The sequence below is a fragment of the Tautonia sp. JC769 genome (genome assembly GCF_040717455.1).
GTDB lineage: Bacteria > Planctomycetota > Planctomycetia > Isosphaerales > Isosphaeraceae > Tautonia.
In genome coordinates this window covers 174,731-200,508 of sequence record NZ_JBFEFH010000002.1, presented here as the reverse complement: position 1 = coordinate 200,508, position 25,778 = coordinate 174,731, and the positions used below count along the sequence as shown (strand labels likewise).

21 protein-coding genes are annotated in these 25,778 nt (G+C 69.9%); 12 read left to right on the top strand and 9 right to left on the bottom strand.

The features are described from left to right. Positions 1-319: 319 nt before the first annotated feature. From AB1L88_RS03300 to AB1L88_RS03280, 5 genes are all read left to right on the top strand, one after another. The gene (locus tag AB1L88_RS03300; protein WP_367095201.1) at positions 320-940 is read left to right on the top strand and encodes a sigma-70 family RNA polymerase sigma factor; all 621 of its coding nucleotides are present in this window, start codon (positions 320-322) and stop codon (positions 938-940) included. A 182-nt stretch (positions 941-1,122) separates the two neighbouring features. Further along, on the top strand, positions 1,123-1,773 hold the full coding sequence (locus tag AB1L88_RS03295) for a hypothetical protein (RefSeq protein ID WP_367095200.1): 651 nt from the start codon (positions 1,123-1,125) through the stop codon (positions 1,771-1,773). A gap of 5 nt (positions 1,774-1,778) precedes the next feature. Beyond that, positions 1,779-2,333, top strand: coding sequence for a hypothetical protein (locus tag AB1L88_RS03290; RefSeq protein ID WP_367095199.1), 555 nt, complete (start codon positions 1,779-1,781; stop codon positions 2,331-2,333). 460 nt (positions 2,334-2,793) lie between these two features. Continuing rightward, a complete protein-coding gene (gene larE / locus AB1L88_RS03285) occupies positions 2,794-3,678 on the top strand; it encodes an ATP-dependent sacrificial sulfur transferase LarE (protein ID WP_367095198.1) in 885 nt (294 codons plus the stop codon). Between the two features lie 277 nt (positions 3,679-3,955). Next, a complete protein-coding gene (locus tag AB1L88_RS03280; protein WP_367095197.1) occupies positions 3,956-4,468 on the top strand; it encodes a hypothetical protein in 513 nt (170 codons plus the stop codon). A 48-nt stretch (positions 4,469-4,516) separates the two neighbouring features. Here AB1L88_RS03280 and AB1L88_RS03275 read toward each other — a convergent pair whose 3' ends face one another. From AB1L88_RS03275 to glgC, 3 genes are all read right to left on the bottom strand, one after another. Continuing rightward, a complete protein-coding gene (locus tag AB1L88_RS03275; RefSeq protein WP_367095196.1) occupies positions 4,517-4,975 on the bottom strand; it encodes a hypothetical protein in 459 nt (152 codons plus the stop codon). A gap of 110 nt (positions 4,976-5,085) precedes the next feature. Next, positions 5,086-6,231, bottom strand: a complete 1,146-nt coding sequence (locus AB1L88_RS03270) for a DUF1559 domain-containing protein (protein WP_367095195.1) — start codon at positions 6,229-6,231, stop codon at positions 5,086-5,088. A gap of 407 nt (positions 6,232-6,638) precedes the next feature. Beyond that, complete coding sequence (gene glgC, locus AB1L88_RS03265) at positions 6,639-7,865, bottom strand: glucose-1-phosphate adenylyltransferase (RefSeq protein WP_367095194.1); 1,227 nt, start codon at positions 7,863-7,865, stop codon at positions 6,639-6,641. Positions 7,866-8,221: 356 nt separating this feature from the next. Between glgC and AB1L88_RS03260 the strand changes: the two genes are divergently transcribed. The 5 genes from AB1L88_RS03260 to AB1L88_RS03240 all read left to right on the top strand — a co-directional run bounded on the left by AB1L88_RS03260 (position 8,222) and on the right by AB1L88_RS03240 (position 12,918). Further along, on the top strand, positions 8,222-9,262 hold the full coding sequence (locus AB1L88_RS03260; RefSeq protein ID WP_367095193.1) for a PHB depolymerase family esterase: 1,041 nt from the start codon (positions 8,222-8,224) through the stop codon (positions 9,260-9,262). A gap of 182 nt (positions 9,263-9,444) precedes the next feature. Then, complete coding sequence (locus tag AB1L88_RS03255; protein WP_367095192.1) at positions 9,445-9,927, top strand: hypothetical protein; 483 nt, start codon at positions 9,445-9,447, stop codon at positions 9,925-9,927. A 215-nt stretch (positions 9,928-10,142) separates the two neighbouring features. Beyond that, on the top strand, positions 10,143-11,813 hold the full coding sequence (locus AB1L88_RS03250; protein WP_367095191.1) for an alkaline phosphatase: 1,671 nt from the start codon (positions 10,143-10,145) through the stop codon (positions 11,811-11,813). A gap of 24 nt (positions 11,814-11,837) precedes the next feature. After that, positions 11,838-12,311: a hypothetical protein gene (locus AB1L88_RS03245; protein WP_367095190.1), complete on the top strand. Its 474-nt coding sequence runs from the start codon at positions 11,838-11,840 to the stop codon at positions 12,309-12,311. A gap of 280 nt (positions 12,312-12,591) precedes the next feature. Further along, positions 12,592-12,918 (top strand): hypothetical protein, encoded by a 327-nt coding sequence (locus AB1L88_RS03240; RefSeq protein ID WP_367095189.1) that lies wholly within the window; start codon positions 12,592-12,594, stop codon positions 12,916-12,918. Between the two features lie 106 nt (positions 12,919-13,024). Here the strand turns inward: AB1L88_RS03240 and AB1L88_RS03235 are convergent, their stop codons facing one another. Together AB1L88_RS03235 and AB1L88_RS03230 are read right to left on the bottom strand one after the other, a co-directional pair. Then, positions 13,025-13,642: a zf-HC2 domain-containing protein gene (locus AB1L88_RS03235; protein WP_367095188.1), complete on the bottom strand. Its 618-nt coding sequence runs from the start codon at positions 13,640-13,642 to the stop codon at positions 13,025-13,027. Beyond that, positions 13,632-14,366, bottom strand: coding sequence for a sigma-70 family RNA polymerase sigma factor (locus AB1L88_RS03230; RefSeq protein WP_367095187.1), 735 nt, complete (start codon positions 14,364-14,366; stop codon positions 13,632-13,634). The genes AB1L88_RS03235 and AB1L88_RS03230 overlap by 11 nt, the downstream gene beginning before the upstream one ends. Positions 14,367-14,426: 60 nt before the next feature. Between AB1L88_RS03230 and AB1L88_RS03225 the strand changes: the two genes are divergently transcribed. Then, positions 14,427-15,464: a GNAT family N-acetyltransferase gene (locus tag AB1L88_RS03225; RefSeq protein ID WP_367095186.1), complete on the top strand. Its 1,038-nt coding sequence runs from the start codon at positions 14,427-14,429 to the stop codon at positions 15,462-15,464. Here the strand turns inward: AB1L88_RS03225 and phoU are convergent. The 4 genes from phoU to AB1L88_RS03205 all read right to left on the bottom strand — a co-directional run bounded on the left by phoU (position 15,448) and on the right by AB1L88_RS03205 (position 22,551). Continuing rightward, positions 15,448-16,185, bottom strand: coding sequence for a phosphate signaling complex protein PhoU (phoU, locus tag AB1L88_RS03220; RefSeq protein WP_367095185.1), 738 nt, complete (start codon positions 16,183-16,185; stop codon positions 15,448-15,450). The two genes, AB1L88_RS03225 and phoU, sit on opposite strands and share 17 nt — an antisense overlap. Positions 16,186-16,623: 438 nt before the next feature. Further along, positions 16,624-18,375, bottom strand: a complete 1,752-nt coding sequence (locus AB1L88_RS03215; protein ID WP_367095184.1) for a hypothetical protein — start codon at positions 18,373-18,375, stop codon at positions 16,624-16,626. Positions 18,376-18,732: 357 nt separating this feature from the next. After that, positions 18,733-20,241, bottom strand: coding sequence for an IMP dehydrogenase (guaB, locus tag AB1L88_RS03210; protein ID WP_367095183.1), 1,509 nt, complete (start codon positions 20,239-20,241; stop codon positions 18,733-18,735). Positions 20,242-21,555: 1,314 nt separating this feature from the next. Beyond that, on the bottom strand, positions 21,556-22,551 hold the full coding sequence (locus AB1L88_RS03205) for an MBL fold metallo-hydrolase (protein ID WP_367095182.1): 996 nt from the start codon (positions 22,549-22,551) through the stop codon (positions 21,556-21,558). 383 nt (positions 22,552-22,934) lie between these two features. On the opposite strand from AB1L88_RS03205, the gene gyrA reads away from it, so the two are divergent. After that, positions 22,935-25,676 (top strand): DNA gyrase subunit A, encoded by a 2,742-nt coding sequence (gene gyrA / locus AB1L88_RS03200; RefSeq protein WP_367095181.1) that lies wholly within the window; start codon positions 22,935-22,937, stop codon positions 25,674-25,676. Positions 25,677-25,778 lie beyond the last annotated feature (102 nt).

Below are 25,778 nucleotides of genomic sequence, written 5' to 3'. Positions count from 1 at the left end.
GCGGCACTCCCCGGCCCGAGGGCCGGAGGAGGCACCAGTTCCAGAGGAGTGGGATTCCAGATGAGGGCGTCGCTGGACCGGGGATCGAATCGAGCTGTACGCGGATGGATGGGTCCGACCGGGTGCACGTCCGGGGGCGGATCGGGTTCCGCTCTCGGGCGGGCGTACTATGGAATTGATCGCCGGGACGGTCAAGGGCAATTGCCGATCCGATCGTCTCGTCCGGCGAGCCGCCCGCGGTCGAGCCTCCCCGCCCGCGCTGCCGATCGAATAAGCTGGGACGAGGGGCGTCGAATCCGGCGTAAGGACCACCCGCACCATGCCCGATCCGCAGAGCGGCGTCGTCGAGGCGCCCGACGAAGCCCTGGTCGAACTGGCCCGCGCCGGCGATGCCGACGCCCGCGAGGAACTCTTCCGTCGCGGGCGAGAGGTCGCCTACCGCGTCGCCTTCCGGCTGCTCGGCAACGCCGAGGACGCCATGGACGCCGTCCAGGACGGCTTCATCAAGGCCTTCCGCAACCTCGACGCCTTCGACGGCCGCAGCGCCTTCCGGACCTGGCTCCTGCGGATCGTCACCAACGCCGCCCACGACCTCGGCCGCCGCAAGCGCCGACGCCCGGCCCTCCGCCTGGCCGACCTCGACGCCGATTCCGGCGGCTCATCCGGCGGCATGCCCGGCTCGTCGGTCGCCGAGCCGAGCGTCGACGACGACCCCAGCCGGGGGCTCCACCGCGACGACCTCCGCCGCGCCCTCGACGAGGCCCTCTCCCGGCTCAGCCCGACCATCCGCGAGACCTTCGTCCTGTTCGCCGAGGCCGAGCTCAGCTACAAGGAGATCGCCGACGCGCAGCAGGTCCCCATCGGCACGGTCATGAGCCGCCTCTATTACGCCCGGCAGAAGCTCCAGGCCGCGCTGGAGGAAATCGAGGAACACCCGTAAACTTCGAATAAGTCGCGTGGGCCGGGCGTCGAGCAGGTAGGCCGATCGTCCCGCCGGACCCGTTTCGACCGGGGCGGCCGGACGATCGCTTGAACCCGAACCGAAGGCCCTGGAAGGGCTTCTGTCACGATCGCGGCCCGTGTTCTCGCCGCCCGTTTGAACCGGAGGTTCGCAAACCTACGATGCGTTGCCGAGACGTTTCCCGAGCCATCGCCGCCCGATCGGGCGCGGTGACCGAGTCGGAGATTCAGGCCCATCTGGCCGCGTGCCCCCGCTGCGCACGGATGGCCGAAGGGGTCCGACGCCTCGATCGGCTCTGGGACGCGACCCGGCCCGAGCCCCCCCCGGCGGCCTCCTGGGATTCGGCCCGGGCCCGGATCGAGCGCGAGCTGGCGGCGTCCCCGCAGCCGGTGCCCGGCGACGCCCCGGCGGGCCGGTCCCTCCCGATGACGGCCCGAGCGCCGGCCGCCCGCCTGGCGATCGGCCTGGCCCTGGTCGCCGCGGCGGTCCTGCTGGCGATGAACCTGCCCCGGCCCGCGCCCCAGTTCGCCGACAACGGCAACGGCCGGCGCCCCGAGCCGGTCTACGGAACGCTCGACGTGCCGGTCGGCCACACGGTCCTCTACCACGTCGATTCGGACGAGCATCGGGTCGTCCAGGTCAGCGAGCCGACGGCCCCGGCGGGGGATGACCTGACCTTCTTCCGCCAGTCCGAGCTGGGGCTCGATTCGGTCGACTACTTCGCCCTCTTCGGCTGGTTCGAGGCCATGCCCGCGTTGACGGCGTCGGCCCCTCCCGGAGAGACTGCCAGCCCCTTCGACTCCCGGCCCTGAATCCCATGAATCACGCCAATGACGCCCGAGGCCCGTCCTGGTCGGCCCGCCGGCTCGCCCGGATCATCCCGAGGCGGGCGAGGTGGCATCTGCTGGCATTGCTCGGCGTGGTCGTCGCGATCGGCCCGGCCTTGCTCGCCGATCGCAGCCTCGGCCAGCCGGGAGACGAGCCGCGCCCCGAACGGGACGTGACCCTCTTCGGCCTCCGGGCCGATCCCGGCAAGGACCGGATCGACCCGATGCTCTCCCCCTACGCCGCCCCTCTGCGCAAGCTCGTGCCCGACCACGGCCTGACCCTCCTCGACGCCGCCAGCCAGCGGCTCTCGTCGAACCAATCCGTCTCGTGCGACCTGGGCGACGGCCAGACCCTGAAGGCCGTCCTGCTCGAACCGGTCGGCCCCGACGGCAAGGTGCACCTCCGCGTCCAGTTGCTCGACGACTCCCGGACCCGGCCCGTCTTCGTCACCGACGTCCGCACGCCCCCCGACCAGCTCGTCTTCCTCGACAAGTCGCTGGAAGGCTCCGACGCCCTGCTCCTCATCGGCGTCGGCGCCCGCTGAATCACGCCGGCTCCCTCCGGTAGGGTGCCGTCGAGTCCTCGACGACGCACCCCTCCTCCGCCGTCGAACCCCGACGGTGCGTCTTCGAGGACTCGACGGCACCCTACTACTGCTTCCAGTCTTCATCGGTGGGTTCTCGGTGTTTCGGTGGGTGCCCCGGGTTCCGCGGAGCGGACCCCGGGCGGAGCCGCATAGGCCGGCCGCCCCCCGGCCCGGGGTCCGCTCCGCGGAACCCGGGGCACCCGAATCCCACCACCTTCGACTGGAAGCGGTACGACCAACGGGACGGCACGCGGCCCAAAGGGCGCCCCAATCGCCTCCCGGCGGATTGCCGAGCGCTTGAGCCGATCGCGCCTGACCCGTAATAATAGAACGGTATGCCCGGAGGCCCCTTGCTGGGGGGTGATCGGACGTCGAACGAACGACGGACTGCGGCTTTTCTATCCGGCGGAGGTGCCTTGTGAGTGACTGGAACGACCCGGAACTGGCCGCGATGCGAGATCGCTTGATCGCGACCCTCCGCGGTTACGGGAAGGTCGCGGTCGCCTTCTCGGGGGGGATCGACAGCACGGTCGTCGCCCAGGCGGCGCACCTGGCCATCGGGGCCGACGCGATCGCCGTGACCGCCGTCTCCGACAGCCTGGCCGAGGGGGAGCGCGAGGAGGCCGAGTCCCTCGCCCGCCAGATCGGCATCCGCCATCGGGTCATCCACACGTCCGAGTTCGAGGACCCGAACTACCTCCGCAACAATCCCGACCGCTGCTACTTCTGCAAGAGCGAGCTGTACGGCCGCCTCGCCCTGATCCGGGCCGAGCTGGGGGTCGACGCCGTCGCCTCGGGGGCGAACCTCGACGACGCCGGCGACCACCGCCCCGGCATGAAGGCCGCGAGCGAGAACGGCGTCGTCCACCCCCTGCTCGACTCCGAGCTGACCAAGGACGACGTCCGAAAACTGGCCAAGGCCTGGGGCCTGCCGACCTGGGACAAGCCGGCCACCCCCTGCCTGTCGAGCCGGATCGCCTACGGCGAGGAAGTCACCCCCGAGCGCACCCGGATGATCGACCAGGCCGAGCGCTGGCTCCGCGCCCGGGGGCTCCGGATCGTCCGCGTCCGCTACCACAAGGGGGACATGGCCCGCGTCGAGGTCCCGCTCGACGAGCTGCCGGCGATCGCCTCGGCCGAGGTCCGCACCGAGATGGTCCGGGCCTTCAAGGATCTCGGCTTCAAGTTCGTCACGCTCGACCTCGAAGGGTTCCGCTCCGGGAGCAACAACCTGGTCATCCCCTCCGAGAACCTCATGAAAGGGCTGGTCGTCCCGGCTTCGGCCCCGGCCGCCGGCCGCTGACCGATGGCGATGACCTGGTCGGGGCAAGTGATCCCGGATTGCGTGGATCACTTGCCTTCGGGTGGCCGGGGTCTCGTCCGCGAGACCCCGGGCGTGATGGCCCCGAGCCGGGGTCTCGCGGACGAGCCCCCGGCCACCCGAGGACTCCAAACGCAGCGTTTCCAGGCAATCCGGTATGAGTGGTGATCGACCCCCGCCCCGATCGTTCGCCGTCCATCGCACCGGTTTCAACCCGCCGATGGCCCCGGGCGGCCCCTTCGAAGAGGACCGCGTTGACATGGCGAAGGCGACCTGCCGATGCGGCCAACCCCTGACCGTGCGCGATGATCGCGAGGGCCGGGTCGTCTGCCCGAAGTGCGGGGCGAAGGTCCGGATTCGCCCGGGTCGGGGCCCGGATTCGACCCCGGGCGACGGGTTCCTCCGCTTCAATTGCACCTGCGGCCGTCGCCTGAAGGTGCCCGCCGCCTCGCCGCCGTCGCACGGCAAGTGCCCCGACTGCGGGCGGATCGTGCCGGTGCCGGGCGTCGGCAGCGGGCCGGACCAGCGCACCGACGAGCTCCTGCCCGAGGAAACCCGCTTCCTGGAGCAGTGGTCGGCCGAGCACCGCGATCGCGGCAGCCGGAAGCCGGAGAACGTCCCCTCCGGCCCGAACGCGCCGCCGTCGAACCATCCCCAGTCGCCGGCCGAGAAGGTCGAGGCCGGCCTGCGGCTCTGCCCGACGTGCGGCCGCCCGGTCCATCTCGGCTCCGACGTCTGCCGCCACTGCGGCACCTCCGTCCCCCGCCGCTGACTTGACCGAGGCCAAGCCGACCGACGGCGGGGGGCACGCGGGGGGCGATTATTCCGCCGGGTCGTTGCCGGCCTTCGGGGCGGCGGCGAACTCCTCTGGGGACATCTTGACGACGCGGCGGTCGCGGAGCAGGACAAACCCGCCGGATTCAGGGACTTGGGTCTCGTAGGCGAGGACTTCTTCGGAGCGGGTCGTGCCGGGCATCTCACCCAGGTCGGTCAGCTCGGTCCCCCAGAAGACGACACTGTTCTCCTCGCCGATTCCCGCGAGTCCGCCGGGCATGCCCGCTTCGATGGCGCGGAGTTCTTCGAATGAGTTTGGGGGCCTGTTATTCGATTGCTGGAAGAATCGATAGAGCTCCGAGAGGTTGTGCAGTCCGGTGGCCTGGTCGGACTCCAGGATGTTGGTGACCTCCTGGGAGGGGCCGCAGCCGACGAGGGTCAGGGGGGCGATGAGGGCGGCCAGCAGGACCCATCGGTCTGCCGATCGGGCGGGGTCGCAATTCATGGGGTGCCTTTCGGGATGGGCGGGAACGGAACGAGGGGCGGCCGGGCCGCCCCTCGATTCGAATCGGGTTGAAGAAATGGATCCGGGAGTCGGCCTGAGACGTGTCCCGATCAGAGCTGGTCGGCCGAGATCACCTCGCCGCCGTTCATCGTGCCGACGGCTCGCCAGGTGTTGGGGTTGACCGTATCCTTGATGAAGCGGACCGATCCGTCGGCGAAGACCGTATTGACCCCGCCGGGGTGATAGCTGCGGGCGGCGATGTGCCAGCGCTGGTCAATGTTGCTGGTGGCGCAGTCGTAGCGCTTGCTATTCGGCGTCATCGTATGCGAGTAGTACCCGGTCGCGCCGAGGGCCCGGTAGTACTGCTGGCCGCGGTAGCGGATCCGGCTGCCGCTGGGGTTGACGACGCATTCCGGGGCGGGCTCGTAGTTATTGAAGCTCGCCGCCGGAATCAGCCAGATGCCCAGGTACGAGTTCAGGGGCATTTCGGAAGCGACGTTTGCGACGGAGTTGGCGCGTGTGATCTCAGAGAACAAGGCGGTATTGCTAGTGCCGTCGCGAATCTGGGAAATCTTCGTCGCGCTAGCCTTGCGGTATTCAGGGTTCGGCTGCTCGCGGGCAGCGTCCAGGAACGCGGGGGCACTCCGGCCGCTCAGGTTATAGTTGAACACGCCGATCAGATTCGTCTGGCGTTCCTGGTGAGCGTACTCGGCGCCATATTCCATGGCCGCGGTGGCGCCAATGCTGCTGAAGTAATTATTGTAGCCGAGCCCTGGGTTGAGCTTCTCGCTACCGCTGTCCGAAGGACAGACGAAGGCGGAGACGACCTGACGCATCGCCGTGAAGTTGGCGCTGCCGCCCCCCGTCGCGGAGAAGGTATTGATATTCAATTCCAGGTTGAAGGCCCCGTAGGCGGCTGACTGCTCCAGGAAGGGCAGGATCTGAGCCTGGGGGTTCGTCCGGCCGCCGGTCCGGCTACCCTTGACCCAGGTCGAGCCGGACCAGTCGTAGATCGGCACCGGGCCGTGTCCGGAGGGGAAGTGGCCGTAGGTGCTCTCGAAGTTCAGCGTCGCCAGGGCCATCTGCTTCAGATTGTTGGTGCACTGGGCGCGGCGGGCGGCTTCGCGGGCCGACTGCACGGCGGGCAGCAACAGGGCGATCAGGACGCCGATGATGGCGATGACGACGAGCAGTTCGATCAGGGTGAACGCACGGCGAACGTCAGACGCCCGACGCGAGGAAGAAGCGCGAGTCATAATTGGCGAGGGTCCTTCGGGAATGGCGTTGCGATCAGATCTTGGGGAAATAAGGAGGGGGGCAAGCTCTCGGATGTGAGGACGTGTTCCCGGAACGAGAACCGCAGCGGCCCGCCATCGTCGGTCGAGCCGCCGGTCGGAGGGGATGAAGGACAGCGAAAAGGTGACTGCCCCCGGCCTCTCTCAGTCAGATCGTGATCCAGAGTCGTAACGGCGGAAAACGAGCAAGGGGGGATCACCGCCCGCGAGGCCGACAGGTCCATCGGCCTCGCGGGTGGGTGCGGTATTGTAGGAGGGGTGCCGTCGGAATTTCCAGTGCAAGCGCGCGATTTTGTCGGTTGTGTTGCCTGGAAGCTTCGCGCGTCCGCGGGGCGGCCGTCATGCAGGCCGCCCGGCCCGAGGCCCGCTCAGGGGGCAAACCGTTCCAGGTCTTCACCCTTGGGGATGACGGTGATCCCCCCCTCGGTCACCGTGAAGCCCCGCGAGCGGTCCCGCTCCGGGTCGTCACCGATCGAGAATCCGGCGGGCACGCGGACGTGCTTGTCGAGGATCGCCCGCCGGACCCGGGCGTGGCGGCCCACCTCGACCCCCTCGAACAGGATTGCATCCTCGACGATTGCAAAGCTGTTGATCCGCACATTCGGCGAGAGCAGGCTCCGGTGCGCCCGGCCCCCCGAGAGGATCGACCCGTTGCAGACGATCGAGTCGTAGGCCGCCCCGACCCGGTGGTCGACCGCGTGCACGAACTTCGGCGGGGGCAACGACGGCTGGAACGTGTGGATCGGCCACGACGGATCATAGAGGTTCAGGCTGGGATCGACCTGGATCAGGTCCATGTTCGCCTGGTAGTAGGCGTCGAGCGTCCCCACGTCCTTCCAGTAGGCCGCGGCCTTGCGGTTCTCGTCGCGGAACGAGTAGGCGACGACCGCGTGCGAGTCGAGGATCCGGGGGATGATGTTGTGCCCGAAGTCGTGCCGGCTGCCCGAATGCTTCGCGTCCTCGAACAGCAGCTCGAACATCGTCCGGGTCTTGAACACGTAGATCCCCATCGAGGCCAGGGCGATCCCCGGCTGGCCGGGCATCGGCTCCGGCTCGGCCGGCTTCTCGGCGAAGCCGATCACCCGGTCCTGCTCGTCCACGTGCATCACGCCGAAGTCCCGCGCCTCGAGCCGGGGCACCGGCAGGCAGGCGATCGTCAGGTCGGCGTCGCGCCGCCGATGCTCGGCGATCATGTCCGCATAATTCATCTTGTAGATGTGATCGCCGGCCAGGATCAACGTGTCGCGCGTCTGCTCGCGCTCGATCCGGAAGATGTTCTGGTAGATGGCGTCGGCCGTGCCGGCGTACCAGCTCTCGGCGATCCGCTGCTCGGGCGGCAAGACCTCGACGAACTCCCCCAGGCTCGGCGCCAGGAACTTCCACGACTTGTCGATGTGCCGGTTCAGGCTGAACGCCTTGTACTGCGGCAGGACCAGGAGCTTGCGGATGCCCGAGTTGATGCAGTTCGACAGCGTGAAGTCGATGATCCGGTACACCCCGCCGAACGGCACCGCGGGCTTGGCCCGGTCGCGGGTCAGGGGGTCCAGTCGCGTGCCCTTGCCGCCGGCGAGCACGATGGCGATGACATCCTTCATATCAGCATCTACGGCCAAGCCGATTCGATTGCCGAGGCCCTCGGGCGCGGCACCGCGGCCTCGCGAGCGTCTGGCAGACCATTCTGCGCAAGGAGCCGCCGGGAACCAAGGGCTTCGCCCCGCCGCCTCGCCGCCGATCCGGGCCCCGGACGCCCCCCGGGACATCGGGCCCGTCTAGAGAATTTCGCAATGACCAGCGACGGACCGGCCGATGGATCCCCCGGAGGCCCGTCCCGGGATTCTCACAATCGGCATAGGCAAACGAACCCATCCGGACTACAGTACCGCGGTCTCCCCAGACGGATTGGACGATTCCGCGACCTCGACCCGACCCTGCGACGGGAGCGCGACGGACCATGACCGCGCCACCGCCGATACCCCCCGACCGTGCCCGATGGCTCGGCCTGATCGTGCTCGCCGTGCTCGCGCTGGCCGCGCGGCGGACCGAGGGCCCCGAGGCCTTCGCCAGCGCCAACGCGGCCCATCCCCACGCCGGCGACGCCCGGGAGGGGCGTCACCTCGGCTCGATCGAGGTCGCCGGCCATGCCTGGACCTTCGCCCTGCACGTCCCGGCCGGTTACGACGACGACCCCCGGCGGCGGTGGCCCCTGGTCCTGGCCCTCCACGGCGCCTCCGGGTCCGGCCCCGCCTTCCTCGACGAGGCCCACTGGGACGACCTCGCCGACCGCGAAGGGGTGATCGTCGCGGCCCCCTCGGGCCTCCCCCTGCGCCCGCTCGTCAACCCGAGCCGGGCCTTCAACCCGAGGCTCTGGAACAGCGGCCAGCACCCCCCCGATCGCCCCCGGAGCCGGGTCGACGACCTGGCCTTCTTCGACGCCCTGCTCGCCGAGATCGCCCGGCGCTGGCGGATCGACCCCGATCGCATCTACGCCGCCGGCCACTCCAACGGCGGGGCCATGGCGCTCCGCCTCGCGGCCGAGCGCTCCGAGGTCTTCGCCGCCGTCGCCTCGGTGGCCGGCCTGCGCTACGTCGAGCCCCCCGAGGACGCCCAAGGGGTCTCCATCCTCACCATCTTCGGCGGGGCCGACCCCCTCCTGCCGACCGAGGGGGGGCTGTCCGTCCTCCCCTGGGAAGTGCGCCGGACCCCCGAGATCCTCCCCGAACTGAGACGCTACGCCGCCCAGATCGGCTGTCCCGAGACGTCCACGGTCATCGAGCACGACGGCCTGTTGCACTCCTTCTGCTACCCCCCCGGCCCCGACGGCGCGACGCTCAAGTTCATCCTGATCGACCGCCACGGCCACGCCTGGCCGGGCGGGCGCGCCCACCTGGCCGAGCCGATCCTGATCGGCCCCCGCAACGACCTGATCGACGCCACGACCGTCATCTGGAAGTTCTTCGCCCACCGCCGCCGCCGGCCCGACGGATCGACCTGAAGGACCCGCCCTGCCCCGCCTTCTCCCGCCCGATCCGGCCCTCCCGACGGCCGATTGCATCAAGAGCGTGCTTGATCGGGATGCTCCCATCCGTCAAGCTTGATGGCCTTTGCGGCCGTCCGCGACCGGGGACCCCGGCCGCTCGGCCTTGCCTGCCCGCTTGCCGGGGGAGCCTTCCTGTCATGGCGATCGACAACCCGTACGACAATCCTTACGAAGCCCCTCAGGCCGAACTGGGCGCATCGTCGCCGTCGATGGCCGTCGGGAAGACCTACGGCGGTATCGGCCGCGGCCTCTATTTCGGCCTCGGCGTCCTGATCTGGCTCGCCTCGGTCGTCTTCCTGGTCATCCTGTCGCTCGTCCGGCCCGAGGCGTACCTGCAAGGCTCGATGTTCGCCATGCTCGCCCAGATCGCCGCGATGATCTACGTCAGCGGCCTGCGCATCAGGAACATGGGGCAGAGCGCCTGGTGGGGCCTGGCCCTGGTCGTCCCCGTCTACGGCCTGATCGTTTTGATCCGCTGCCTCGCCTACCCCGAAGGCTGGTCCGACCACCGCACGCTCGACCCCGCCGGCAAGGTCATCGGCGGCCTCATCGCCGCGGCCATCATCATCCCGCTCGCCCTGATGATCGCGGTGACGGTCATCGGCGTGTCGGCCCCCTGAAGCGGTTCCCGGAGGCCCCGGGCGTATGATACCCTCAACGCTGCCCGGGTCCCGGCCCTCGGCCTCCGGATCGACCCGTCGATTGGTCGGACCGAGGCCGGGCAACGTCCGCGACTGAGTGAGTGTCCATCCCCTGGAGTGACTGCCCGATGAGCCCCGCCCCGCGACGATCCCCCCTCCCCGCCGCCCTCCTCGCGCTCGGATGTTCGGCCGCCATGGCCGCTGCCGTCGCCGCCCCCGCGCCGACCCGAGACGACGCCGACCCCCTCAAGACCCTCCAGGCCGAGCAGATCGCCTCGAAGGACGAACCACGCGAACGACCCTACCACTTCGGCTCCCAGGGCCAGGGCGGGGAGTTCTCCAACCACACGAGCCACACCAACCGCCTCGTGCCGGTCTTCACCCTGGGCAAGACGGTCGACCTCGCGAGCATCACCGGCGCCAACAGCTCCTACCGCGACGCCGATCGCCTGGAGGAGCTTTACGGCCACCTCCCCGAGCACACCCTCGACCCCGAGGCCGAGTACGGCGACCAGGCCGATCTCTACCGATTGCAAAAAGAGGCCGTCGGCCGCGGGGCCAAACAGCTCTTCGTCGTCCTGTTCGACGGCCTCGACTGGGACACTCTGAACGCCGCGGCCATCGTCAAGTCGGGCGACCCGAACGCCAGGGACGCCCTGCTCGCCGGGGAACTCGGGCCGGCCTACCGGGCCGACGATTCGCTCGCCGTCGGCGCGGTCGTCACCAGCCCGACGCACAGCAACGCCCGCACCGACGTCGATGACCAGTCGGTCTCCTTCCCCGACGACGTGCTCCGGGGCGGCTACGACCCCCGGTTCGCCGGCCGGGGCCCGTTGCAGGATCCCCAGCTCGACGCCCCTGGATACCTCCGGGGCCAGGCGGCCACCCCGAGCGAACTGGCCCAGCTCCACGACCACGGCGGCGTCCCCCACGCCTACACCGACAGCTCCTGCAGCGCCGCCGAGATCGCCGCCGGCGTCAAGAGCTACAACGGCAGCGTCAACGTCGGCCCCGACGGCGCCTTCGTGACCCCCCTCTTCCACGACCTCCAGCGCGACGGCTGGAAGGTCGGCACCGTGACCAGCGTGCCCATCAGCCACGCCTCCCCCGCCGCCTTCTACGCCCGCAACGTCGACCGCGACGACTACCAGGACCTGACCCGCGACATGCTCGGCCTGCCGAGCATCGCCACCGAGCGCGGCGCCCCCGAACTGCCCGGCCTCGACGTGGTCATCGGCACCGGATTCGGCCAGACGGGCAACCTCCAGGCCCTGCAGCGCCGCCAGGGGGCGAACGCCGTCGCCGGCAACGTCTACCTGACCGAGGACGACCTGGCCGCCATCGACGCCGAGCAGGGCGGCCCCTATGTCGTCGCCCAACGCACCGAAGGGGCCAACGGCAACGAGGTGCTCGGCGCCGCCGCCGAGCGGGCCGCGGCCGGCGGCCATCGCCTCTTCGGCTTCTTCGGCACCGAATACGGCCACCTGCCCTACCAGACCGCCAACGGCGGCTACGACCCCGCCCCGGGCATTTCCGGAGAGGCCGAGGAGTACTCCCCTGCCGACATCGCCGAGAACCCGACCCTCACCGAGATGACCCAGGCCGCCCTGACCGTCCTCGGCCAGGACCCCGACCGGCCCTTCGCCCTCTTCGTCGAGGCCGGCGACGTCGACTGGGCCTTGCACGACAACAACCTCGACGCCGCCGTCGGCGCCGTCTTCTCCGGCGAGGAGGCCATCCGGGCCATCGTCGACTGGGTCGGGCAGCACAGCTCCTGGGACGACGCCGCCTTGATCATCACGGCCGATCACGGCCACTACCTCGTCATCAACGACCCCGAGGCCCTGGTCAACCCCTCCCGCTGATCGAAACCGGACCGGACCGGAGGCATGCGCCACCTCGCCGACCCCGATTTCGGCAACCCGTTCGAAGCTCCCTCGGCCCCCTCGCGCGGCCGGGGGAGTGACCGGGACGGTTCGGACACGCGATCGAGACGCTTCTTCAGAAGCAGGGAGTTGGCCCTGCTCGCCGGGCTCCATCCCGTGCTGGTGGCCGGGGGAGTGTATGGATCCTGGTTGCTCGCCTGGAGGATGCTGGGCCATCCCCCCCGCCCTTCGCTCGACGATCCGCTGGGCATCGCCCCGTCGGTGAGTCTCCTGTACTGGGTGACGGTCGTCATCATCGCGACCAGCCCGGCCGCCCTCATCGCGAGCGCGACGGCCTGGGTGGTGATGCTCTGGGGCGAGGTCCTGCACGGTCAGCGACGGGTGCTCCGGGTCCTGCTGCCGCCGCTGGCCTGGATCGCCGCGATCAAGGTGAGCCGGCACGACCCCGGTCGCGTCTTCGAGTGGTTCATCGATTAGCGCCGCGCGCCCCGTGTCGTCAAAATCCCCCGGAGCGTTGCGGCGCCCTGATCGCCGCGATACCGTAAGGGCCGGCGTCAATCGACGCGTCCTCATCTCGTTGACTCGATCACGTCCCGGAGGCCCCATGTCGACTCCGACCGATTCGCCCGAATCGACTCCAACCGCGCCGTCACCGTCGCCGTCGCCGTCCACCCCCCCCGTTGCGCCCGCCCCCGAGGCAGCGGCCGGATCGAGTAAGACCAGGGCGAAGGTCTCGCCCGCGCGCAACGCCATCTCGATGGTCCTGCTCATCGTGCTTTTGATCGTCGGCGGGCTGGAGCTGAACGCCCTCTTCCAGTTCAACAGCGCCGTCGATCGCCTCGACCAGGCGCTCGAAGCCAATGAAGACGACCTGCTGCCCCGGGATCGGGTCGAGGAGATCCTCGGCAAGCAGGCCGACGGCCCCTTGCAGCAAGACCAGCCCGGCATTCAGGCCACGACGTACACCTGGAACGGCGCCATCCGATCGCACGTCCTGACCGGGTACTACTCGTACGGCGAGGCCCCCGGCATGGTCAAGTACGAGATCGGATCGGCCGAGGCGACCGACCCGGGCGGCGATTGATCGCGCCCCGCTCGCCTCGCCGTCCCCAAGATGGCCCGCGCGGGACCCTCGGGCGGCCAGGGGTCGGTCGTTGCCGACCCCTGGCGCCCCTCGGACGGGGCCTCACTCACTGCGTCAGCTCGTCCTCGGAGGGCGAGGGCGGCGGCGCGGGGATCGAGCGGGAGGAGGCCGGCGGCATCTCCTCGGGAGTCACCGAGGCGTGCGACTCGCGGTACGCCGCGGCGGGCCGAGGCCGGGGCCGCGTCCGCCGCCGTTCAAATTGCTCGGGGTCCTCGGGCTTGAGCAGCCGAGGCGGATCGGTCGTCAATAACTGGTCGAGCGCGACGTATTCCTTGACCAGCGTGTCGATCCTCGGGTCGCGCCACGCGCCGAAGGTTACGAGCGAGGCGGCGACCAGCAGCCCGGCGGCCAGCCCGCCGGCCAGGGGCAAGGCCCAGGCCCGATGCGGCTCGAAGCCCCAGGCCGTCCGGGCCCGGGGGCGCCGGGCCTGGCGGAGCCGCCTCGACAGGTCGGGCCAGAGCGAGGGGGCGTCGGCGGCGATCGGGTCGTCGATCGCCTCGGACGCCAGCACGCGCTGGCTGGCGCGGAGCGATTCCAGGCGGTGCCGGCACTCGGGGCATCGCACCAGGTGACGGTCGACCACCCAGCGGTCCAGGCCGAGGCTGTCGCCCCCGGCCAGGAGCGGGAGGCGGGCCCGGACCCATGCACAGGTTTTAATCGGCATGAGGGGCCTCGGGGGAATAGGCGTTCAAGGGGTCGGTCCCTCCCTGGTCCTGCTGGAGCATCCGGCGTTCCCAGAGCCGGCGGAACTGGTCGCGGGCCTTGGCCAATCGCCATCGGACCGTGGCCTCGCGGCGGCCGACGATCGCGGCCACCTCGGCCGACGAGAATCCTTCCAGGTCCCGCAAGACGAGAATCGTCCGGTCCTTGACCGGGAGTTGTTCCAAAACGAAGCGGACTTCCTGGGCCAGTTCCTCCCGGGGGCGGGGGTCGGGGTCCGACACGTCGAGCGCCGACGCCTGGCCCGGGTCGTCCTCCTCGCGTCGGCGGTCGACCGGCAGCGAGGTCGTCGGCGGGCCCGACCGCCGGCGCAACTGATCGACCCCCAAATTCACGGCCACCCGGAACAACCACGGGCCGAATCGCCGACTCGTATCGAAGCGATCGAGCCGATGATAGACCCGCCAGAGCGTCTCCTGCGCCAGGTCCCGGGCCAGTTCGTGGTCGTGGACCAGGCGCGTCAAGACGCGGAGCAGCTTGCGCTCGTAGCGGCGGACGAGCGTGGCGAACGCCTCCTCGTCCCCTTCCCGGGCGCGTTCCACCAGCCGGGCGTCGCCGGCGTCCTCGGCCAGGCCGGTCGCCCCGCCCAGTCGGCCCGAGGCCGAAGACGAGGCCGCGTCCGGGTCCGAAGCCGACTCGGGCCGGATTCCGAAGGATTCAGGGGGCATTTGCGTCGTCGGGTCGGGTTTGGGTCGCATATGATAAGTATACGGAGGGATGGCCCGCTCATGTTGGAGGAATCGACTCCTTCCCCCCACGATTCGGCCCCGAAGGCCCGTCCCGACCCCCTCGCGGCGGCTCGGGCGCTCGGGATCGGTCCGTGCCCGCCCGACGAGCGGGCCGAGGCCCTGGCCGTCCTCTACCACCGCCTCTCGGCCTCGACCCGGGAGTACATGATCGTCGAGCTGCTCCGCCAGGAATCGGCCGGGCAGCTCGACCTCTCCGGGCTCTGGGTCGCCTACCGCAGGCGGCGGATCATCGGCGCGATGCTGAGCCAAACCCTCGCCGGGCGAGCCGTCGCGATCTGGCCCCCGGTCATCGGCCGGTCCTGGCGGACCGCCTCGCTCGCCTCGTCCATGGTCCGGGCCGTCCTGCGATTCTCCGAGTCCAGGGGCATCCGGCTCGCCCAGGCCCTCGTCGATCACGACCAGCCGAAGCAGGCCGGCCTCGACCTGACCCGGGGCGGCCTCCCTCACGTCACCGACCTGCTCTACCTCGGCCGCCCAACCCTGAACGAACTGCCCGTCCCCCCCGAAACCCCCATGCTGGAGTGGCAGCCGTATGCCCCCGAGCGGCACGAGCACTTCGACCGAATTCTCGATCGCTCGTACGAGGGGAGCCTCGACATGCCCGAGCTGGCCGGCATCCGCTGCCTCGACGACGTGATGCGGGGGCACCTCGCGCGAGGGCCGTTCGACCCCGAACGCTGGCGCCTGGGCAGGCTCAAGGGGCAGTCCGAGCCGGTGGCCGTCCTGCTCCTGCTGGCGAGCTCCGAATCGACCTGGGAGGTCTCCTACCTCGGACTGGCCCCCGAGGTCCGCGGCCGAGGGCTCGGCCGTCGCATCCTCGCCCACGCCCTGGAACGGGCCCGACCCCACGCCGATCGGCTCGAACTGGCCGTCGACGTGCGCAACCTCCCCGCCGATCGGCTCTACCAGCGCTGCGGGTTCCACGCCTTCGAGCGCCGTCGGGTCCACCTGGCCGTGCTGGGTAGCCCCGAGCCGCTCGAAGACAACGGCGACCGCCCCTTCAAGACGGCTCGCTGATCGGCTGCGGGTCGTCCCGGCGTAGGATCGTGCCTTCCTTGACGTAAACGACCGTTTCGGCGAGATTTGTGGCGTGGTCGGCGATCCGTTCCAGGTTCCGGGCGATGTTGATCAGGTGCAGCCAGATGGTCACCTGCCCCGGGTCCTGCCGGATCGACTTCTTCAGATCCTTCAGGATCATCTGGCGCCGACGGTCGATCTCGCGGTCCCCCTTGATGACCTGCCGGGCGATGTCCGTATCCCCCCGGGTCAGGGCGTCGAGCGCATCGTGGACCTGCCCCAGGGCCTCGACCCCGAGGTACTCCATCTGCGGCGGCAGCGGCACCGGCTCGTCGCGCCGGGCCAGCTTGCGGGCCCGCTTGGCGATGTGGGCCGCCAGGTCCCCCATCCGCTCCAGCTCGTAGCTGATCTTCAGGGCCGAGGTCACCAGCCGGAGATCCGACGCCACCGGCTGGTGGAGCGCCAGGATCCGCAGGCAATCCTGCTCGATCCGGACCTGCCAGTGGTCGATCGTCGGCTCGTCGGCCTTCACCTCGTTGGCCAGCTCGATCTTCCCCGAGCAGAGCGCCTGCACGCTCGACCGCAACGAGGTCTCCACGACCGCCGCGAGCTTCAGGACCTCGCTCCAGAGCTCCTCCAGGTCGCGCACCAGGTGACGATTCAGGTACGAATGCGGCCGATCACCAGCGGTTCCCGCCCTGCTCTCTGATTCCATCATCATTGCTGCGACTCATCTGCACTGGCGTTCGGGCCCTGGGAGACCGGCATCAACCGCATTGAGACGCGAAGGGACGCAACTCCCATACCGACCACCACTCTACGCGATCCGCGCCGAGTCATCAATCCGGGTTCGGTCTGGTTTGGCGAAGTCTCTTCAGACGCTCACACCGCCTTCATCACATCGTCACGGCAGGAGGCAAGAAGGGCGCTTCCCGGCCCGTGACCCCGGAAGAAGCGATGCCGTCGATCATACACGAACGTCTCGATTTCTCCAAACGATCCCGCCCGATTTCTCGAAAGCCAGGGCGTCCGGCCCCCCACGGTGGCCTGCTCCCCGACGCCCGGAGGCCCGAAAGGCCGGCGAACTGGTCGCCGATCCTCCGGGCCTTCATCATCCGGACGCGGGGCACGCCGGGGCGCCGGGAGACGCCCCAACCGCTCAGTATCGCTTGCCTTGCAGCGGCGGGCCGACCCCGTGCAGCGGGGCGTAGATCAGGTCGGGCGGCACCAGGTCGCCCGGCCGGTAATAGCCCAGGTCGTACTCGGCCTCGCTCGGGGTGTCCATGAGTGCTTTATATGGCCAGGTGACGATCTGCGCCGCCATCAGGCCGGCCGAGAAGAAGGGCTGGGCGAGCTGGTTCCGCTGCTGGCTCTGCTTCGGGTCGTCCAGCGGGTACGAGAGGAAGCGGCCGACCGGCCCGAGCTTCTGCTCGACGCTCTGCCCGTAACGCTCCAGCACCGGGTCCTGGAAGTAGAGCGGCAGGTGGCAGGTGGCCGCGGCCGACCAGTACTTGCGGCTCGGCGCGAACCGTCGAGCGGGCATCTCGACGTAGTCCTCGGCCACCGGGATCGACTGGATCGGCCGGATCTCCGAGGGGCTCGGCGGCCGGGGCAGTTCGATCGCCAGGCTCGACAGCTCGTCCTCCTCGTACATCGGCGCCAGCGGGTCGTCCGGCAGCGGGGCCGGCTCGAACCCCTGCCGCTCGGCCTCCTCCTGGCGGCGGACGATCATCATGACCTCCTCCCGCTGCTCGGGAGAGAGCAGATCGCGCGGCGCCCCGCCGCCCCGACGCGCCGGGCCGTTCAGATCCATCGAGCCCCGCGACCCATCCCCCGCCTCGCGGGCCGACAGGCTCGTCGGCGTCGGCGTCGGCGGCGCCGATCGGGCCGGGGCGGGCGAGCCGGAGGTCGGTGCTCCCTGGGCCGGGGCCGCCATCGGGGTCGGGGGCGCGGCCCCTCGCTGGCCCAGCTCCATCAGCTCCTCGGCCGACGGCGGCAAGGCCGGCAGCTCATCCGGGGGGCTCGGCGGGTTCGAGGCCGCCGGCAAGGGCTCGGGCGTCGCCGCCCCCAGCAAGGCCGAGGGCGTCTCGATCGCCGGAAGTCCCGTCTCCTCGGGCAGTTGGGGCAAACCGTACGGCGCCGACCCCGCGGCCGGCGCGGCGACCGCCGCCGGGGCCGAGGCCTCGGTCGGCAAGGCGGGCAGGTCGTTCGACGCGGCCGAGGCGATCGGCGGCAGTTCCATCCCTGCCGGGGACGGTGCCCCGCCGCTCGCCGGCGCCGACTGGGCCGCCGACGGGAGCACGCGGGGGTCGATGCTGATCGGCTCGGGCGGGATCGGCGGCACCAGATCCGAGGGGACCGGGGGGGCCGGAATCCCCGGGCCCGCGGCCGGCCGCTCGCCGCCGGTCAAAACCACGCCGTCGGTCGAGCCGGGCAAGGCGTCCGCCGGCCGGGGCGGCTCGGCCAGCGCGATCGCGCCGGGCATGGCCCCGGTCCGCGACCGGCTCGGGCCCCGTCGGGCCGTCACCGTGCCCGAATCGCCGCCCGATGCCTCGGGAGAGCGCATCCCCTGCCGGGCGTCCTCGATCGCCTGGCGCAGTTCCCGTTGTTCGGCGTCGGCGAGTTCCCCGATCCTCGCCTCCGCCTCCCGGAAGAGGGTCAGGGCGCGGAGGTACTCGCCGTACTTCAGATAATCCTGCCCGTTCCGCAGCAGGTGGCGCGGCGACCGGGCCGAGGCCATCGGGTCGCTCGACCCGAGGGCCGCCGGCGCCTCGGGGGCCGAGGGGCTCGCCCCCGGCCGGCCCGCCGGACGGCTGCCGTCCTGCGCGAGACTGCTGGACGAAATGCTGGCCGCCGCGGCGGCCGTCAGCAGGGCTGTGGTCAGGGTCACGACCGGATAGAGACGACGCACACCGAGCCTCCTTGCTTGCCCTGAGCGGGGCCTTCCCCGCGCCGCGGCCGGGTCGGATTCCGGAGCACGAAGGGCCCGATCGCCCCCGGCTCCATCCGATCCCCGATTGCTTCCGTTAATTCAGACGACCAACCGGCCGAAGTTCCCGATCCGATCCGATCGAATCCCCCCGCGCCGATCTCGCCCCGGATTTGGCCCGTTTGCGATCGGGCCTGGCCGGGGCTTTTGCTGTGCTCGCTGGGGTCATCCCGACCCCACCTCAAGGCCGACCGGAACAAAACAAAACGGGCCTCAACTCCCCCGAGTTTGGGGTGGCTGGGGTCATCCTGACCCCGTCCGGAGGCCGCCCCGATCGCATCAGACCGAATTGCGACTCGATTCCCCCTCGAACGCCGGGCTGGTGTAATTGGGGGCCTCCTGGGTAATCACCACGTCGTGCGGGTGGCCTTCGGACACCGAGGCCCCGGTGACCTGGATGAACCGGGTCTTGGTCCGCAGCTCCTCGATCGTCTGGGTCCCGCAGTAGCCCATGCCGGCCCTCAGGCCGCCGATGAGCTGATACACGTAATCGGCCAGCGGCCCCTTGTAGGGCACGCGGCCCTCGACTCCCTCGGGCACGTACTTCTGCGAGGCCGTCGGCTTGCCGTCCGGCCCCTTCTGCACGTCCTGCCGGTAGCGGTCGGCCGACCCCTTGGCCATGGCGCCGATCGACCCCATCCCCCGGTACTGCTTGAAGCTCCGCCCCCGGTAGATGATCGTCTCCCCCGGGCTCTCGGCCAGCCCCGCGAACAGGCCGCCGATCATCACGCAGTGCGCCCCGGCGGCCAGGGCCTTGGCCACGTCCCCGGAATACCGGATCCCGCCGTCGGCGATGATCGGCACCCGCCCCTCGGCGGCCTTGGAGCAGTGATAGACGGCCGTGATCTGCGGCACGCCCACCCCGCTCACCACCCGAGTCGTGCAGATCGACCCCGGCCCGATGCCCACCTTCACCGCGTCGGCCCCGGCGTCGATCAGGGCCCGGGTCCCGTCGGCCGTCGCCACGTTGCCGGCGACGACCTCGATCTGGAAGTCGCGCTTCACCTGCCGGACCGTCTCGATCACGTTCTTGCTGTGCCCGTGGGCCGAGTCGACCACGATCAGGTCCACGTCCGCCTCGATCAGCGACGCGACCCGCTCGAAGTCGTACACCCCCACCGCCGCCCCGACCCGCAACCGCCCCCGGGCGTCCTTGCAGGCGAGCGGGTACTTGTGCAGCTTGTCGATGTCCTTGATCGTGATCAGCCCCTTGAGCGTCGCGTCTTCATCGACCAGCAAGAGCTTCTCGACCTTGTTCTTCGTCAGGATCCGGTCGGCCTCGTCCAGGCTCGTGTTCTCGGGGGCCGTCACGAGGTTGGTCTTGGTCATGACCTCCTCGACCGGCAGGTCGTCCCGCTCCAGGAACCTCAGGTCGCGCCTCGTGAGGATCCCGCGCAGCTTCCGCCCCTCGACGACGATCGGCACGCCCGAGATGTTGTGGTCGCTCATCAGCTCCCGCGCCTCGGCCACGGTGGCCGTCGGCGGCAGGGTGACGGGATCGACGATGATGCCGTTCTCCGACCGCTTCACCTTGTCGACCTCGATCGTCTGGTCCTCGATCGACAGGTTTTTGTGGATGATCCCCAGCCCCCCCTCCTGCGCCAGGGCGATGGCCAGCTCGGCCTCCGTCACCGTGTCCATCGGGGCCGAGAGGATCGGGATGTTCAGGTCGATCGAGGCGGTCAGACGGGTCCTCGTCTCGACCTCCCTCGGGAGCAGTTCCGACAGCGCCGGCTCCAGCAGCACGTCGTCAAAGGTCATCCCTTGGTAGGCGATGCGGTCTTGCATAATCGGGAAATGCCTCCGAACCGACTCCCCGAGCGTGCCGAGCGAGCGGTCAATCCTTCGGTGCCTTTCCCATCATATTAGAACGCCCCGGCAACCCACCGGCAACGCCAACCGCCCAGCAGACCGACCCGGGAATCGCGATCCCGCACAATCCCCTGTCCCTCTCATCGGCCGATCCCCGTTCCGCCTCCACCTTTTTACCCGATTCTGCCGGTCGACGCGGTCACGCGGCTTGCCCTCGGGTGGCATGGGTGACTCCACCCGTGTCCGCCGCTTGCCGGCGTTTCCAGTCCCGGAGTTGACGCGGGGTGGCCCCGGCGGCTCGCCAACCGGGGTCGCGCAGCGACGAGATGGCGCAGGGCGGCCAGCAGGAGGCGCTTGCGGCTGCCCCGGCCGATCGGATCGCCCGCGAGCGCGATCCCCATACGGTCCTGGGCGGCCAGCTGGAGACTCGTGCGGCTGCGCCGCCCCGGTTGGCGAGCCACCGGGGCCACCCAAGACGTATCAATTGAGATGGAAGCAGGAGGAGGTTTCCAACACGGTTCCCCCCCGCCTTCGTCCATATTCTTTGGTTCGAGTGACTACCGCTCCCCCTTTTCACGATGATGTCGTTGAGGACCATGCGCGCACAGAACCCTCGGATGGCCCCCGCTGCCTCCCCTGGCCTCCCCCGCATCAACGCTTCATGAACCTGCGATATTTCAGATTCAACGATCACCCATGTGCGATTGCAAGAAGTCTCTCCGCTCCTCCGACGCTCCGATGACCCAGGGAGATCCCCTCCCGCATCGTCCTCCCCTGCGCGAAACGAACCCATTTCCGCCCCGAGAACTCCCGAAACGAACGACGCCAACCGCCGATCACGCCCACCGAAACGAATCGAGGGCTTTTGACAGAACTCGTTTCCAGGGAACAACAACGATCTCTTGCCCTGGAGTGTTTCCAGGCGCACCGGTCTTGCGCAGTGAGGCGCACCAAACCGGCGCACCGGGCGGTTCCACCGGGGCGCACCAGCCGCCGAGCCTTGGCCCCGAGGGGTGCTCCCCTGCCCCCTCCACCCTCCGCGCGAAACGAACCCAGTTGCGGCCCGAGGATTCCCGAAACGAACCGTCGACCGCTCACGACGCCCTGCACCGAAACGAAATGGGGTCAATCGGCGCAAATCCCTCCCCAGGAACGAAAAGCAGTCATTGCTCCCGGGCGCACCGAGGCGCACCCGGGCCGCGCACGGAGGCGCACGGCTCGAGCGCACCGGGGCGCACCGGCCGGGCGCACCGAGGCGCACCCGGCCGGCTCATCCCGCTCGCCGGCCCCTCACGAGGACGACCGGCGGTTCCCCCCCGCCAGGGCCGAGAGGCCGACGCCGGCCAGCAGGCCGAGGCCGACGCCGGCCAGCAGGCGGGCCATCGGGTGCGGCACGTCGGGGGGGACGAACGAGACCCCCCGGTCGTCGGCCATGGCCGACCGGCCGACGTAGCGGCCGTGCTCGGGGATGGCCAGCTCGCCGAAGCGACGCGCCAGCAGGTGCAGCCCCGACCGCAACCCTTCGCCCGACATCGGCAACCCGTGGCCGGTCAGGGCCAGTTCCGGCTCCAGCGCGGCCAGCGTCCGGACCGATTCCCAGGCCGTCGGCCAGTCGGGGGTGAAGTACATCGGGGGGCCGTGGATCTCCGGCTCCTGGGTCAGCACCGCCAGGGCCGACTCCTGCTTCGTCGTGATGAAGGCGTCGCCGGCGATCAACGCCCGGTCGGCGTCCCGGAAGAAGGAGACGTGCCCGAACGTGTGCCCCGGCGTGTGGACCCATCGCCAGCCGTCCATCCCCGGCACCGACCCGTCGGTGGGCAGGGCCTTCACCCGGCCGCCCAGGTCGATCGGCGCCTTCGGATAGAGCCACGAGAGCGAGGCCATCAGGCCGCCTCCGACGGTCGGGTCGGGCGGCGGGTAGTTCGACCGGCCGGTCAGGTAGGGCAGCTCCATCAGGTGGGCGAAGACCGGCACGTCCCACCGGTCGGCCAGCTCGCGCAACGCCCCGACGTGGTCGAAGTGGCCGTGCGTCAAGACGATCGCCGACGGCCTCGACTCGGGGCCGAAGCGCCTCGCCGCGGCCTTCAGGATCGTCGAGGCCGACCCGACGATCCCCGCGTCCACCAGCACCCAGCCCCGGTCCCCGGCCCCTTCCGGACCGAAGAAAAGCAGGTTGACGATCCCGGTGCGGACGTAGGCCAGGTCGTCGGCCAGCGGCTCCGGCCACTCCCCCGAGCCCAGCCCCAGGCCGTTGCGAGCAGTCTCCAGCAGCGTCGTCGTCGTCATCGGAAGGCTCCCTGTCGTGATCTCGGTCGTCCCGAAGGGCCTGGAGCGTGCGGGGTCCGACGCGATCGCCGGATCAATCCCGGCCGGCTCGTGGTGCAGCCCCGGAAGGACGCGGCCCTTCCCCTCCCGAGAGCCGGCAAAGCCCGCGCCATCGGCCTCGGGAATCAGCTGACCGATCCCGCAGCCCCGGCCAGACTCCCCGCACCGGCCGAGGCGGCCGGAACCTCGCCCCGACTTCGACTTAGGGACGATCCCCGGCCGGGCTTCGACGTTGTGGACGGCGAGGATTTCGGGTACAATGGGCCTTCACTCTTGTTCACCACGCCAGGGCTCCAGATCGCTGGCCCCGGATCGCCCCGACGGGTTGAGGGATCGTACCAACCGTGAGCACCGCATCGCCGACCGAAGGGCACCTGCCGACCCCGCCGCTGAACATCGAGGACGAGCTCAAGGAGAGCTACCTCAACTACGCGATGTCGGTCATCGTCAGCCGGGCCTTGCCCGACGTCCGCGACGGCCTGAAGCCCTCGCAGCGCCGGATCCTGGTGGCGATGAGGGACCTCGGCCTCTCCCCCGGAGGCGGCACGAGCAAGTGCGCGGGGATCGTCGGCGAGACGATGAAGCGCTACCACCCGCACGGCGACAACTCGATCTATCCCACCCTGGCCCGCATGGCCCAGTGGTGGAACATGAGGCACCTGCTCGTGACCGGGCAGGGGAACTTCGGCTCGATCCACGGCCTGCCCCCGGCCGCCATGCGGTACACCGAGGCGAAGCTCAGCCCCGTCGCCGCCGAGATGCTCGAAGACATCCAGCTCGACACGGTCGACTTCCAGCCGAACTACGACGAGAAGTTCTCCGAGCCCCGGGTCCTCCCCTCGAAGTTCCCGAACCTCCTGGTCAACGGCTCGGGCGGCATCGCCGTCGGCATGGCCACGAGCATCCCGCCCCACAACCTGGGCGAGGTCTGTGACGCCCTCGTGGCGATGATCGACGACCCCGAGATCGACCTCGCCGGCCTCATGGAGCACATGCCCGGCCCCGACTTCCCGACCGGCGGCACCATCTGCGGCCGCTGGGGGAACATGGAGGCGTATCGGACCGGCCGGGGACGCATCACCCTGCGGGCCAAGTACGAGATCGAGGAACTCCGCGACGGCCGCAGCCAGATCATCTTCACCGAGATCCCCTACCAGCTCACCAAGGAAATGCTCCTGAAGAAGCTGGCCGACCTGGTCAACAACGCCCGGATCACCGGCGTCTCCGGCGTCGACGACCACAGCGACCGCAAGCAGCCGGTCCGCGTCGTCGTCACCGTCAAGCGCGGCGAAGACCCGAACGTCGTCCTCAACCAGCTCTTCCGCTACTCGCCGCTCCAGGACACCTTCAGCGTCATCATGCTGGCCCTGGTCGACGGCCGGCCCCGGACGTTGCCGCTGAAGGAGATGCTCCGGCTGTTCCTCGAACACCGGGTCGTCGTCATCCGCCGCCGGACCCAGTTTCAGCTCCGCCAGGCCCGGCAGCGGGCGCACGTCGTCGAAGGCCTGCTCATCGCCCTCCATTATATTGACGAGGTGATCCGGGTCATCCGCTCGTCGGCCAACCCGAGCGAGGCCCGGGCCCGCCTGATGGGCCTGGAGGTCTCCGACCAGATCCTCCGCCGGGCCCTCGACAACCCCGACGCCCAGGCCACCGGCCCGCTGACCCGCAACCAGGCCGACGCCATCCTCGCCATGCGGCTCCAGCAGCTCACCGGCCTCGAGGCCGACAAGCTGGCCGACGAGTACAAGAAGCTCCGCGAGGACATCAACCGCTACGAGGCCATCCTCGCCGACGATCGCCTGATCTACGACCTCATCCGCGCCGACCTCCGCGAGCTCAAGCAGAAGTACGCCAACGCCCGCCGCTCGGAACTCTCGAGCGAGGAACTCGGGGACTTCGACAAGGAAGCCCTGATCCGCGAAGAGTACATGGTGGTGACCATCACCAACGCCGGCTACATCAAACGCCTGCCCCCCAGCACCTATCGGGCGCAGGGCCGCGGCGGCCGGGGGATCTCGGCCACGAGCACCCGCGAAGGGGACTTCCTCGAACACATGTTCGTGGCCCTGACCCACGACTACATCCTCTTCTTCACCGACCAGGGGAAGGTCTACTGGCTGAAGGTCTACGACGTGCCCGAGGTCAGCCGGACGGCCGCCGGCCGCGCCGTGGTCAACCTCCTGCAGCTCGACGAGGGGGAACGCATCACCGGATTCCTCCCCGTCCGCGAGTTCGCCGAGGACGAATACCTGATGATGTGCACCCGCCGGGGGACGGTGAAGAAGACCCCGTTGACGGCCTACAAGCGTCCGCTCGGGCGCGGCATCATCGCCCTCGGCCTCGACGAGGGGGACGAGCTGATCGCCGTCGGCCGGGTGAAGGCGGGCGACCACGTCCTGATCTCCACGAAGGACGGCATGGCGATTCGCTTCGACGAGTCCGACGCCCGGAGCATGGGCCGCACCGCCCACGGCGTCCGCGGGATCAAGCTCGAAGGGGACGACGAGGTCGTCAGCATGATCGTCGCCAACGGCCAGGACGACCCGGCCAGCCTCTTGACCGTCTGCAACAACGGCTACGGCAAGCGCACGGCGCTGACCGAGTACCGCTCGCAGAACCGCGGCGGCAAGGGGCTCATCGACATCAAGACCACCGAGCGCAACGGCCCGGTCGTCGCCATCGCCAAGGTCACCGACGACGACGAGGTGATGATGACCACCGTCGGCGGCAACATCATCCGCACCCGGGTGGCCGACATCAGCACGATCGGCCGCAACACGCAGGGGGTCCGCCTCATCCGGATCGAGGACGGGGACTCGGTCGGCTCGCTCGCCAAGCTGCCCGAGGAGGAGCTCAACGGCACCAACGGGGACGAGATCCTCGATGAGGCCGTGGCCGAGGCCGCCCGCGATGCCGATGCCGATGCCGATGCGGACGCCGACGGCACCGACTCCGATCCCGACTCCGATTCCGACCGGCCCTCCCCCCGGGAAGATCACCTGCTGAACGACGGCGTCGGCCCGGCCGAGGCGAGCGATCACATCGACGACCTCGACGGCGACGGCGAGCCGGACCGGGAGTAAAGGCCATCGCCGATCGAAGGCTGGGGGCGGGGCCTTGCCGCCCCTCGACCTTCGTGGCTTGTCCGGTTCGACCGAGACGATTACCCTTTGGCAACGGCTCGT